This window comes from Janthinobacterium sp. GW822-FHT07A03, from assembly GCF_058798815.1.
This window is the reverse complement of the sequence record NZ_JBXAKW010000013.1, coordinates 33619-46436: the sequence shown is the minus strand read 5'-3', so window position 1 is coordinate 46436 and position 12818 is coordinate 33619. Positions and strand designations below refer to the sequence as shown.

Below are 12818 nucleotides of genomic sequence, written 5' to 3'. Positions count from 1 at the left end.
TTCGGCAGTGGAGTTGACATGCGGCAAACATTTTGGACGAGCACGATGGCCATGGCGCTGGCCTGGGGCACCCTGGCGCCGGCCCAGGCCGCGCCGCGTTTCTACGAAAGCGCGTCCATGGCTTACGCCAGTGCCGTCGAGCGCCGCGACGGCGGCGTGGTGCTGGCTTTCCTGCGGGAAAATGGCGAAGTCAACGGCTACTACTGCCAGTGCAACAGCATCAGTGAAAAACGCATGAACCTGGACAAGTACGGTCAGGCCAGCATCGAAGCCGTGTTCCAGCTTGACCTCGACAGCGAAGGCGAAACCACGTTCGTGCTCAGCCGCAGTGGCGCGCGCAGTGACCAGCCCTTTGGCTTGCATGCCTACCGCTACGAGCGCAGCGGCGGCAAGATGTTCAAGGTCGCCACCTTGCAGCCTGCGCTGGACGCCATCGTGCGCGGCGCCAAGACCATGGACGAGACGCAGGTGCGCGCCGCGCTGGCCCGTTTGCAGCTGATTGATTACAGTATCGCTTACGCGCCCTCGGGCGTGGCCGGGTTCGACGCCATCGAGCATGCGCACGGCACCCTGGTCGGCTATTTCAATATCGATGGCGAGTTACTGCCGGGCAAACCGGCGGAAGCGCCCGCGTTTGCCTATAAAAAGACGTACCAGGAAAAGGATGGCCATTATCTGACCGTCACGTATCTGCTGGGCAAGGGCTGGGAAGGGGGCCGCGCGCCCAGTTACCACGTCAAGTGGATCACCTGGGAAACGCAGCCGCAGCGCTTTGCCGCCAGCCAGGATGGGCCATTCATCGAGTACGACGTGAATTGCTGCGTGGGCAGCGTTTATGCCCGCGGCTTGTATGCGCAGGGCAAGCGCACCGGCGTATGGCATTACGAGGAGCCGAACACCATCCGTTCGTCCGGCGCCTTTGTCGACGACAAGGCCGAGGGGCCGTGGACGTATGAAAGCGGCGACGAAACGACGACGGGCATGATGCAGCGAGGCCAGCGCACGGGGCGCTGGGAAGTGCGCCCGGGCGTGGCCGAGTGGCGCGCAGCGGACATGCACAGCTTCACCGGTTACGACCATTTCGTGAAAGACCGCCTGGACGGGCCCAGCGAGCGCCGCGCCGGTGGCGTGGTGCAATGGCAGGGCAGTTATGTGAACGGCAAGAAGCAGGGCCAGTGGGGCGAACCCGGTGGCGGCGGCCTGTATGTCGATGACGTCAGGCAGGGACCGTGGAAGAAGGCGACGCCCGATGGCGGCTGGCAAGTGTTGACCATGCTCAATGGCAAACCCGATGGCAAGCTGGAGCAGTATGCGGCCGGCGGCCAGCTGGAACTGGTCGAGCATTACCGCCTCGGTGTGCTCGATGGCACGATGGAAAGTTTTTATCCGGACGGCAAGCGGCGTTACCAGGGCAGCTTTGCCGGCGGCAAGCGCGATGGCGCGGAAACCCTGTTGTATCCCGATGGCGAACTGCCGCAATTTCACCGTAACTGGCGCCAGGGCGTGCTGCATGGCGTCAATATCGAGAATTTCCAGAACGGAAAACCGAAGCAGATCGGTGCCTACAACATGGGCAAGAAAACGGGCCGGTTTCAGTATTTCCGCGACGATGGCCAGCTCATCGAAGAAACCATGTATTAACTAGATGGCTAACATAAATGGCATTCCCAAGCGACTTCGCACGTCAGCGGAATGCCAGTTCTGCGCAAAAAACATCATCCGCTTGTTACAAAGTGTGAAAATCCATGCTGGATGTTGCTACTGGTAATCTTTCCCTGTATCTTGCAGTCAGGAAATTAAAAGTACAGGAAACCTCGACCTCGTTGCCCTGTATTGCACTCCTGACGATATGCGCGGGCCGCCTTCCCCCCTGCCGCCGCACACGCCGTATCGACCTGCCCTGAACAATTCACGTGACCCGCCCATCAGGCGTTTGCCGCTATCTCGTCCGGCATGCGCAGGCATGGTTGCGCCCTTACCAAGGAAATTGCATGCTGTCGAATATAACAATAAAAATGCGCCTGATTGCCACCATGAGTGTGCTGGGCTTGCTGATCGCCTTGCTGGGCGTCATGAGTATCATCAGCCTGAAATCGGCCAACAACAGCCTCAACGAGGTCTACAGCAATCAACTGGCATCGACGCAAGCGATCGGCGAATCGCAAATTGCCCTGGGCCGCGCGCGGTTCACGATGGACCGCGTGATGGTGCACCCGGATGCGCCCGATGCCAAGGATACCCTGGCCCGCGCGGAACAATTCCTGGAAGCATCCAACAAGTCGTGGAAGGTGTACCTGGCCTTGCCGCAAAGCGCGGAAGAAAAGCGCCTGTCCGACGACATGGACAAGAAGCGCAGCGATTACATGAACAATGGCGTGCTGACCATGAGCAAGGCTTTGCGTGAAGGCAACATCGCGCAAGCGGATGGCTTGATGATGAAAGGGCTGACGCCGCTTTACCGCACCCTGGACCAGGCTGCCGAAACCTTGACGCAATACCAGGCCAGCTCGGCCGCGAAGATGTATGAGGAAAGCCAGTCCAGCTACCACACCCAGGTGACCATGGCCATCGGCGGCATGATAGTGGGCGCCTTGCTGACGATTATTTCCAGCATCTTGCTGCTGCGTGCCATCTTTGGCCCGCTGGACCAGGCCCTGCGCCATTTCGGCGCCATTTCCGACGGCAACCTGGCCAACGACATCGTCATCACGCGCCACGACGAGATGGGCGCCTTGCTGACGGGCTTGCAGAAAATGCAGGAACGCCTGTCGACCACCGTGCGCGGCGTGCGCGACGGCAGCGGCGCCATCGCCACGGCCAGCAATGAAATCGCCTCGGGCAACCTGGATCTGTCGAGCCGCACGGAGCAGCAGGCGTCGAGCCTGGAAGAAACGGCCTCGTCGCTGGAAGAGCTGACCTCGACCGTCAAGCAGAACTCGGACAATGCGCGCCAGGCCAACCAGCTGGCCGTTTCCGCTTCGGACGTGGCGGTGAAAGGCGGCGCACTGGTGGCGCAAGTGGTCGATACCATGGGCACCATCAGCGAGTCGTCGAAAAAGATCGCCGACATCATCGGCGTGATCGACGGCATCGCCTTCCAGACCAACATCCTGGCCCTGAACGCGGCCGTGGAAGCGGCCCGCGCCGGCGAGCAGGGCCGTGGCTTTGCCGTCGTCGCCACGGAAGTGCGCAACCTGGCGCACCGCTCGGCTTCCGCCGCCAAGGATATCAAGGTGCTCATCGAAGCGTCGGTGCAGAACGTGGGCGCCGGCAGCGCGCTGGTCAGCCAGACGGGCACGACGATGGACGAGATCGTCTCCAGCATCCGCCGCGTGACGGACATCATGGGCGAAATCAGCGCCGCCGGCCGCGAGCAGGAACTGGGCATCGGCCAGATCAATCAAGCCGTGGCGGAAATGGATACCGTGACGCAACAGAATGCGGCGCTGGTGGAAGAAGCGGCGGCCGCCTCGGAGTCGATGCAGGAACAGGCCGCGGCGCTGGCCGAGATGGTCAGCATTTTCAAGCTTGACGCCAACCACAGCGGCCCGGCAGCGGCCAAGCCCGCCTTGCGCAAGCCTATCGTGGCCGCCGCCAGCACGGCCTTGAAACGCCCGGCGCTGCGCCTGGCGCCGGCCCGCGCCGCGGCTGCACCTGCCGCAGCAGCCAAGCCGCGCCCCGCCAAGCCTGCCGCCGATAACAGCGGCGAGTGGGAAGAGTTTTAAGTTACTGCGCCGGCAGGGTGGCCTTGCTGCCCTGTTCCTGCAATCGCGCCGCCTCGGCCAGGGCCTGGGCGCGCGCTTCCTCTGCCGCCTGTTCCGCTTTCTCCAGTGCATCGTGGCGCGCCTGCAAGGCTGCCCGCGCGCGCACGAAGACGATCTTGATGGCCGCCATCACGGGCACGGACAGGAAGATGCCCACCACGCCGCCGAGCTGGTCGCCGGCCAGCAAGCCGACGATCACCATCAGCGGGCTCACTTCCACGCCTTCACTCATCAGGTACGGGTTGACCACGTAATCCTGGAACAAACGGTAGGCGGCGATAAAGCCGATCAGCCAGAACACGTGCTCGAAGCCGCTGAAACCGGCCACGACTACGGCGATGACGGCGGCCGCCAGCGGACCGGCAAACGGGATGAATTCCAGCAAGGCGGCCGCGCCGGCCAGCAGCAGGCTGTACGGCACGCCCATCAGGGAAAAGGCAATGCTGTAGGACACAAACGTGGCAATCGACAACAACAGCAGGGCGCGCACATAGCGCGACAGCAGGATGTCGAGGTCATCGATGATGGCGCCCCAGAGCTTCTTGTTCGGGCGGTTCAGCAGGGACAGCAAGCCGTCGCGCATGTCCGGCCCTTCCTTGATCAGCAAAAAGCTCAGCACGGGCACCAGCACCAGATAGATCAGGTTGCTTGCCGCATGCATGACGGTCAAGCCCAGTTCCTTCGCCAGCGGCATGGCTTGTCCCGTACCGCTGCTCAGCTGCGTCTGCATGAACGACAGCAGGCGCGCGCGCAACGGTTCCATGAATTCCGGCAAGGGGATGCGTTCGGCAAAATTATTCCCCTTGAGCAAGGTCGGCAATTGATCGCTGAGCTTGATCGCCTCTTCCTCGATGCGCGCCCCGAAGATGGACCCCAGCACCGCCACCAGCAAGATCACCACCAGGAAGACGATGCCGATACTGGCCGTGCGCGGCAGGCGCTTCGGCCCGTACCGTTCCAGCAGCCCGATCAGCGGATACACGAGGTAGCTGAAGAACACCGCAAACACCACCACGATCAGGGTCGACGAGACCTTGTACGTGAGGAATAACAAAAAAGCGACGAGAAAAGCCGTCCACACCATCTTGGCGACGCGCAAGTTAAAACCGAACATATGAATTCCTTAGGGCAGGATGCTACGCAAGCGTGGCTGGCTTGAAGGGCTGGTGGGCAAGGCAGGGATCGGGCCGCGCCGCACGGCTGGAAATCATACCGCAAAATGCCAAAATGCCATGCTCTTGTGCGTAATGGCAATGCTTTCCCCTGTTCGCCTTCCTTATTTTGCCCGCCAACTGGCCACGGTGATGAACACGCTGTCTTTCTTGCCCGGTTCGCGCAGGGTCACCGTGTAGCGGCCGCTCGTATCGCTGCCGGTGAACACGACCTTGTCATCATGGCCCTTCACTTGCGCGCCCTTGGCCAGCTTGGCATAGGTATTGAGCACCCAGTGGAAATCGGCATAGCTGCGCAGGGTGATGCTGGCATCGGGCATGGGCTCGTCACCGGCCTCGGTCGCTTCCGTGGGCGTGCGCATGGGCAAACCGGCCAGGCCCGCCGGCGTGATGAGCTTGCCGCCGCTGGCGCTGCCGGTCAATTCCGCGTTCGGCAACAGCAGGTGCAGCAAGCTGGGCGGAAAGCCCGGCGGCAGGTCGCGCTGCTCCCAGCCGGGCTGGGCGGGCCGCGTGGTGATGTATTCCACCACAGCAATGCTTTGCCGCTGTTCCGGCGCAGCCTGTGCCAGCATGGGCGGCAGCTGCCGCGCCCACACGAGCAGCGGCGCGGCCGTCTCGTCCTCCGCGCCCGGCGGTACAAACACCGTCAGCACGGCGTGCGTGGACGGCAGGCAGGCGGGCACGGCATCGCCGATGGCGGCCTGGCAATGGCCGTTGACCAGGGCCAGCGCCAACAGCTTGCGTTGCGGGTCGAACAGCATGGCGGCGCGCTGCGCGCCGTGTGCGTCGGGGTTGATGGACGCCAGCACCGAACGCCCGTCGGGCAGCATGGTGCGCTGGATGTCTGGCAGCGAACGCATGCTGTCGAGCACCTGGAGCGCGATCAGGGTATCGCCCTGCGTATAGTTGCCACGCGCATAACCGAGCAGCTTGAAGACGCCGGCGCGGATTTGCGGATGCTCGTTCAGGCTGAGCGGCGGCGACGGCACGGAGACGGGCACGGTGGCGGCCACGAAGGCGGCGTCTTCGGTCGCTTGCGTTTGCGCCAGCGCAAACGGTGACGTGCCCAGAGCCGCGCACAGCGACAGCAGGGGATAAATGAGGCGTATGTTCAATGGCAATCCTGGTCGAGACGCCATGCCGGTCCGGGCGCCGGCATGCGCGCGCCGCGATCTTAGCATTTCAGGAATGAAAAGCTTTCTGCTAAGCTAGTCTATTGAATCACTGTCCCGCTTGCCATGGCCAAGATCACCATTTCCTGCAGTATTCCCGTTGACGATGAGGCCGTGACCGAGTTCTTGCACAAGTATGTGCTCCAATCGCGTGTCGGCGCGGCCAGGAAATTGCGCATGGGAGAGAAGGGCTGCTTCTATACCTGTTCTTTGTACCAGGAAGACCACGCCAAGGTGAGCCGCTTGATCCGCCGCATGCTGGCCTTCTTTGAGAGCAAGGACATTCCCTTGACCATCCTCAAGATCGGCGCGCAGGACAGCTGGTACGAGGTGGACCCCGAGCAGCGCGAGCCGTGGAAGATTGCGCCGCAAGCCTTGCTGGCGCTGCTCGACGCGGCGCCGGATGGCGGCGTTCAGGCGGCGTTGAGCACGTAGCGGTTCTTGCCGTTCTTCTTGGCCAGGTACAGGGATTCGTCGGCGCGCCGGTAGCTGTGCGACAAGTCGACTTCCTTGAGCAATTCCGCGACGCCGATGCTGACGGACACCTTGCGTTCCGGCACGAAAGCCGCCTCGACGGCATCGACCAGCTGCGCGGCAAAGGCGCAGGCCGCGTTCTTTTCGCCCAGGTAAATGACGGCGAACTCTTCTCCGCCCAGGCGGCCGCACAGGTGCTCGCCCGACAGCCCGGCGATCACCTCGGCGATCCTCTTCAGCACTTCATCGCCCACGTCATGGCCATGCACGTCGTTGATCTGCTTGAAGTCGTCGATGTCGATCATCAGGAAATACGCGGGCGTGCGCGCCGTGCGCTGCAGGACGCGGGCGCTTTGCGTAAACATGCGGCGGTTGTTGAGCCCGGTCAAACCATCCTTGTAGGCCATCGTCGCCAGCTCGCGCTGGGCGCGGTAGTTGTGGATGCGCAAGACGAGAAAATAGATGTTCAGCGCCAGGCCGATGATCACGCTGATGGTGACGGCCAGCACGGGCCAATGCTGGTCGGCCTGGCCCGCATGCACGGGAAACTGCCCCAGTCCCAGGATGGCCCACACGCCCAGCGATACGCCCAGGTAATACGCAATGCCGCTGAAGATGGGCGCCGTCGTCAGGGTGATCATCACGCCCAGCGGCAGCACCCAGAAAGCGGGGTCTTCCGTGCCCAGCATCAGCACGCGAAAGCTGAAACCGATGAACAGCACGCTGATGGTGCCGCTGGCGATAATCGCCTGCAAGGACTTCGCATACACGGTCAGCAGCAGCCCGACCAGCATGCCCGTCACGCCCAGCGCCGCCTGCGCATGGTCGAGCGAGGTATGCGTCAAGGTCAGGCTGAACGTGACCAGCCAGCAAGCCAGGCCAAACGTCAGGATGGCTATCGAAATGAAATGCAGTTCCTTGAAAAAGCGCTGCTGCTGCTCCCGTTCTCCTGAAAAGAACAGGTAATAGAAGGCAGGCGACAGGCTGCGCGAAGTGAACATTGCATTTGTCCAGAGACAACATGCCTTGCGGCAGGGGCGCCTCCCGGCAACGGCAGGCGGCATGGCGCGCGTACAAAATTAGTTGCGCTCAGGAACTAGTGTACTGGTTTCTTGGGGGCAGTGGTGATATGGGCGAGGAAATTGGCGGCCACTGTCCTGCCGCCGCCACACTCGCTTCCATTCCCGGCGCCGGCAAGCGCCTGCTTACAGGTCGCGCGCCAGCACCTGGCCGATCAAGTCCTTGCCAAAGCTGTGATGCGCCTCTTCCTCGACCAGCTGGAAGCCGGCCTTGTCGTAGATGCGGCGGGCATCGGTGAGGATGCTGTTGGTCCACAACACCATTTTCGTATAGCCGACCTGGCGGCTGAAGCGCAGGCATTCATCGACCAGGCGGCTGCCGATACCCAGGCCACGCGCGCAGGGATCGACGTACAGCAGGCGCAGCTTGGCCGTCGTGTCGTCCTGGCGCACGATGAAGACGGAACCGATCACCTTGCCGTCCTTCTCGGCGATCCAGCAGCGTTCACGGGCAGGATTGAATTCCCGCACGAATTTGGCGAGGATCTCGGCAACGAGTGCCTCGTACTCGTTGTTCCAGCCATATTCCTGTGCGTACAGCACGGCTTGCCGGTGGATGATCCAGCCCATGTCGCCCGGCTGCGGATTGCGCAGGATATAGCTGGGCGATGGCTCCCCCAGCAAGCCCTGGATTTGCTCCATGGCAGCGACCAACTCCTGCTGCGCCGTCGGCGGCAAGCGCTCCAGCATGGCCGCCACTTCGCGCCGCGATGCCTCGACCAGGGGCGCGAGAGTGCTTTGCCCCTGTTCGGTCAGCTGCAATTGCGTGGCGCGCGCATCCGTCGGCGAGCGCGTCTTGGCGATCAGCCCTTGCTTTTCGAACCCGGCAATCACCCGGCTCAGATAGCCCGCATTCAAGCCCAGCTCGCGGCACAGGTCCGCACTGGTCAATTGCTCCCGGTGCGCCAGTTCATACAGGATGCGCACTTCCGTCAGAGAGAATGCGCTGTCCAGCAGGTGTTCATGCAGCACGCCAATCTGGCGCGTATAAAAACGATTAAAACGGCGCACGATCTCCGTGCGTTCGCCGAGCTGGTCCGTATGCATGTTGGGGCCTCTATTTGCTTGCTTATGGCAGATTATTGCTTGCTTTTAGCAATCATGTCAATGCAAGGGCAGGATTTTGGCGCGTATAAAAAAAGCGGCCCCGAGAGGGCCGCCTTGGCTGCAACGCAAACCAGCAAGCTGGCTTACACGTCGATATTGCCCGCGCGCAGCGCGTTGTTTTCGATGAAGGCGCGGCGTGGTTCCACGTCGTCGCCCATCAAGGTCGTGAAGATCTGGTCCGCCGCAATGGCGTCTTCGATCTGCACTTTTAACAGGCGGCGCACGGTCGGGTCCATCGTCGTTTCCCACAATTGATCCGGGTTCATTTCGCCCAGACCTTTGTAGCGCTGTTTCGAGACGGTGCGTTCGGCTTCGTCGCGCAGCCATTGCATGGCCTGGTGGAAGTCGACCACGGCGATTTCCTTCATGCGCTCGCCTTCGCCGCGGCGGACAAACGCGCCTTCGCCGATCAGGCCTTCGAAGGTGGCGGCGCCGCTGCTCAGCACGGCGTAGTCCGGGCCTTGCACGAAGTCGGCGTCGATGGCCGTCACTTTGACGTTACCGTGGTACATGCGTTCGATGTGCAGCTTGTGTTTTTCCGACAAGTCGTCGGAACGCACATGCACTTTCACGGCGCTGTCGTTGATGGCCGTCTGCAGGGCCAGGGCGGACGCTTCCGCCAGGTCCAGGGTCGACAGGTCCAGCTGCACGCCCGTCATGATGGCCGTCAGGGCGGCGCGGTCGATGACGCGCGTCAGACGCGTCATGATGGTGTTCGACAGGTTGAACTTGCGCACCAGTTCCGTCAGGGTCTCGCCGGAAATGCCTTCCGCGCCTGTGCGCGGCACCAGCACGGCCGTGTTCAGCGCCACTGTCATCATGTAGCTGGCTTCTTCGGCGTCATCTTTCAGATAGCGCTCGTCGCGGCCCGCTTTTACCTTGTACAGCGGCGGTTGCGCGATGTAGATGTGGCCGCGCTCGACCAGTTGCGGCATCTGGCGGTAGAACAGGGTCAGCAGCAGGGTACGGATGTGGGCGCCGTCGACGTCCGCATCGGTCATGATGATGATGCGGTGGTAGCGCAGTTTCTCGACGTTGAATTCGTCCGGTCCGATCGAGGTGCCGAGGGTGGCGATCAGGGTGGTGATCTGCTCCGACGACAGCATTTTCTCGAAACGGGCTTTTTCCACGTTCAAGACTTTACCGCGCAGCGGCAGGATCGCCTGGAACTTGCGGTCGCGCCCCTGTTTTGCCGAGCCGCCTGCCGAGTCACCCTCGACGATGTACAGTTCGCACAGGGCGGGGTCTTTTTCCTGGCAGTCGGCTAGCTTGGCCGACAGGCCCAGGCCGTCCATGATGCCTTTGCGGCGCGTCAAGTCGCGGGCCTTGCGGGCCGCTTCACGGGCGCGTGCCGCTTCGACGATCTTGCCGCAAATGATCTTGGCGTCGTTCGGTTTTTCCTGCAGGTAATCTGCCAGCGTCTTGGCGACGATTTCTTCCACCGGGCCGCGTACTTCCGACGACACCAGCTTGTCCTTCGTCTGCGACGAGAATTTCGGCTCCGGCACTTTCACGGACAAGACGCAGGTCAGGCCTTCGCGCATGTCGTCGCCGTTGATTTCCACTTTCGCCTTCTTGGCGAACTCGTGTTCATCGATGTATTTGTTGATCACGCGCGTCATGGCAGCGCGCAAGCCCGTCAGGTGGGTACCGCCGTCGCGTTGCGGGATGTTATTCGTAAAGCACAGCACCTGTTCATTGTAGGCATCGTTCCACTGCATCGACACGTCGACCGAGATGTTCGTGTTCTGGTCCGACATGCGCTCGCCCGTGGCCTGGAAAATGGTCGGGTGCAAGACCGACTTGGCCTTGTTGATGTATTCGACGAAGCCGCGCGTGCCGCCTTCGAAGGCGAAGACTTCTTCCTTGCCCGTGCGCTGGTCCGACAACTTGATGTTGACGCCATTGTTCAGGAAGGACAGTTCGCGGATGCGCTTGGCCAGGATTTCGTAGTGGAATTCCACGTGCGTGAAAATCTCTTCGTCGGCCCAGAAATGCACGTCGGTGCCGCGCTTGTCCGTTTCGCCGATGACCTTGATCGGGGACGTCGCGATGTCGCCCACCATGACGATCTGGCGGTCCTGCGGCACGCCGCGCACGAATTCCATGTGGTGCACTTTGCCATCGCGGCGGATGGTCAATTTCAGCAATTTCGACAGACCATTGACGCAGGACACACCCACGCCATGCAAACCGCCCGATACTTTATAGGAGTTCTGGTCGAACTTGCCGCCCGCGTGCAGTTCGGTCATGACGATTTCCGCCGCCGAACGCTTCGGATCGTGCTTGTCGTCCATTTTCAGGCCGGTTGGCACGCCGCGGCCATTGTCGGTGATCGAGATCGAATTGTCGCTGTGGATGGTGACGTGGATTTCCGTGCAATGGCCGGCCAGCGATTCATCGATGGAGTTGTCCAGCACTTCGAATACCAGATGGTGCAAGCCGGTGCCGTCCGAGGTGTCGCCAATGTACATGCCCGGGCGTTTGCGTACGGCTTCCAGGCCTTCCAGGATCTGGATGGAGGCGGCGCCGTATTCTTCCGTTTTGGCCTGGATCGGGGTGTCTTGTGGATTCTCGGACATGGACTGCTTTCTCAAATAACGATTGCTGATTGATTCGGGGCTGCTGGCTGATGGCCGCAGGTCGGGTTAGCCGGAACGGCGTAACCCGACAGACGGCGCTCAGCATGTCGGATGACGCTGCGCTCATCCGACCTACGTCACTGCTGTGGTCTTTAGATCCGCATCGGCATGACGACATACTTGAAGTCGGCATTGTCCGGGATGGAGATCAGGGCGGACGAATTCGAGTCGCCCAGCGCGATGTTGACGTATTCGCATTTCAGGTTGTTCAGCACGTCCAGCAGATACGTCACGTTGAACCCGATGTCGACGGAGTCGCCGCCGTAGTCGATTTCCAGTTCTTCGACGGCTTCTTCCTGGTCCGCATTGGTCGAGCTGATCTTCATGCTGCCCGGGGTGATGATGCAGCGCACGCCCTTGAACTTGTCGCTAGTCATGATGGCGGCACGTTGCAGCGAGCGCAGCAGTTCATCGCGGCCGATGGTGAAGTCGTTTTTGTAGCCTTTAGGAATCACGCGCGTGTAGTCGGGGAACTTGCCTTCCACCAGCTTCGAGATCAGCTCGATGTCGGCAAAGGTCAGTTTCACCTGGTTGGCGGCGATGTCCAGTTGCACCGGCTCATCGTTCTCTTCCAGCAGGCGCTGCAGTTCGATGATGGTCTTGCGCGGGATAATCACTTCCTGGCGCGCGAACGTCTGCTCGGTGGCGACCTGGCAAAATGCCAGGCGGTGGCCGTCGGTGGCCACGGCGATGACATTATTGCCATCCAGAACCAGCAGCAAGCCGTTCAGGTAATAGCGGATGTCTTGCTGCGCCATCGAGAAATGCACCATGTTGAACAGGTGTTTCAGCGTTTTCTGGGGCAGGGTGACGGACGCGTTGTAGCTTTCCGCTTGTTGCACGGTTGGAAACTCTTCCGCCGCCAGGGTTTGCAGCGCGAAGCGCGACTTGCCCGTTTGCACGGTCAGGCGCTTGTTGAGCAGGGTCATCGTGACGTCGCCCGATTCGGGCAGGGCGCGCAGGATGTCGAGCAGCTTGCGCGCGGCCACGGTGGTGCCGGTGACGTCCGCGCCGGAACCGATTTCCGCGTGCGTGGTGATCTGCACTTCGGTGTCGGTCGACAGGAAGGAGACATTTTCACCGTCTTTGCGGATGAGGATATTGGCCAGAATCGGCATAGTGTGCCGACGCTCGACAATACCGCTCACGATCTGCAGTGGCCGGAGAAGGGTATCTCGGGTGGTTTTGACCAATTGCATATTTATCCTCAATGTATAGGTTGAACAGTACGACGTTTAACGTATTAATTTAACAATTCTTGCCATAGGGAGCCCCGACAGACCGGCTGCGGCGCCCTCCCAGATAATAAGGGTAAAGCACGTTTTGAGCCAGTCTTGCCCAGTCGTGCTTGCAACGCCTGACAAAACCGTAGCGAGCGGCAGTGAGTTGTGGCCGAGACGCGGAGCTG

The 12818-nt window shown here is 61.4% G+C and carries 9 protein-coding genes; 3 read left to right on the top strand and 6 right to left on the bottom strand.

The genetic code is table 11. From position 1 onward, the window contains the following. Positions 1–18: 18 nt before the first annotated feature. Positions 19–1641 carry a toxin-antitoxin system YwqK family antitoxin gene (locus AC1RJW_RS27375; protein ID WP_493047695.1) on the top strand — a complete coding sequence of 541 codons (1623 nt, stop codon included), beginning with the start codon at positions 19–21 and terminating at the stop codon, positions 1639–1641. Between the two features lie 350 nt (positions 1642–1991). Beyond that, positions 1992–3725, top strand: a complete 1734-nt coding sequence (locus tag AC1RJW_RS27370; protein ID WP_493047694.1) for a methyl-accepting chemotaxis protein — start codon at positions 1992–1994, stop codon at positions 3723–3725. 1 nt (position 3726) lies between these two features. Here the strand turns inward: AC1RJW_RS27370 and AC1RJW_RS27365 are convergent, their stop codons facing one another. Together AC1RJW_RS27365 and AC1RJW_RS27360 are read right to left on the bottom strand one after the other, a co-directional pair. After that, positions 3727–4878 (bottom strand): AI-2E family transporter, encoded by a 1152-nt coding sequence (locus tag AC1RJW_RS27365; RefSeq protein ID WP_493047693.1) that lies wholly within the window; start codon positions 4876–4878, stop codon positions 3727–3729. Positions 4879–5040: 162 nt separating this feature from the next. Continuing rightward, a complete protein-coding gene (locus AC1RJW_RS27360) occupies positions 5041–6051 on the bottom strand; it encodes a hypothetical protein (protein ID WP_493047692.1) in 1011 nt (336 codons plus the stop codon). Between the two features lie 123 nt (positions 6052–6174). Here AC1RJW_RS27360 and AC1RJW_RS27355 point away from each other — a divergent pair, with 123 nt between their 5' ends. Then, on the top strand, positions 6175–6543 hold the full coding sequence (locus AC1RJW_RS27355) for a hypothetical protein (protein WP_493047691.1): 369 nt from the start codon (positions 6175–6177) through the stop codon (positions 6541–6543). Here the strand turns inward: AC1RJW_RS27355 and AC1RJW_RS27350 are convergent. From AC1RJW_RS27350 to dnaN, 4 genes are all read right to left on the bottom strand, one after another. Further along, entirely contained in the window at positions 6522–7583 is a 1062-nt protein-coding gene (locus AC1RJW_RS27350) for a GGDEF domain-containing protein (protein WP_493047690.1), read from the bottom strand. The two genes, AC1RJW_RS27355 and AC1RJW_RS27350, sit on opposite strands and share 22 nt — an antisense overlap. A 204-nt stretch (positions 7584–7787) precedes the next feature. Continuing rightward, positions 7788–8708 (bottom strand): bifunctional helix-turn-helix transcriptional regulator/GNAT family N-acetyltransferase, encoded by a 921-nt coding sequence (locus AC1RJW_RS27345; RefSeq protein WP_493047689.1) that lies wholly within the window; start codon positions 8706–8708, stop codon positions 7788–7790. A gap of 143 nt (positions 8709–8851) precedes the next feature. Continuing rightward, positions 8852–11350, bottom strand: a complete 2499-nt coding sequence (gene gyrB / locus AC1RJW_RS27340; RefSeq protein WP_493047688.1) for a DNA topoisomerase (ATP-hydrolyzing) subunit B — start codon at positions 11348–11350, stop codon at positions 8852–8854. Between the two features lie 152 nt (positions 11351–11502). Next, positions 11503–12609 (bottom strand): DNA polymerase III subunit beta, encoded by a 1107-nt coding sequence (gene dnaN, locus AC1RJW_RS27335; protein WP_034754341.1) that lies wholly within the window; start codon positions 12607–12609, stop codon positions 11503–11505. Positions 12610–12818: the final 209 nt, after the last annotated feature.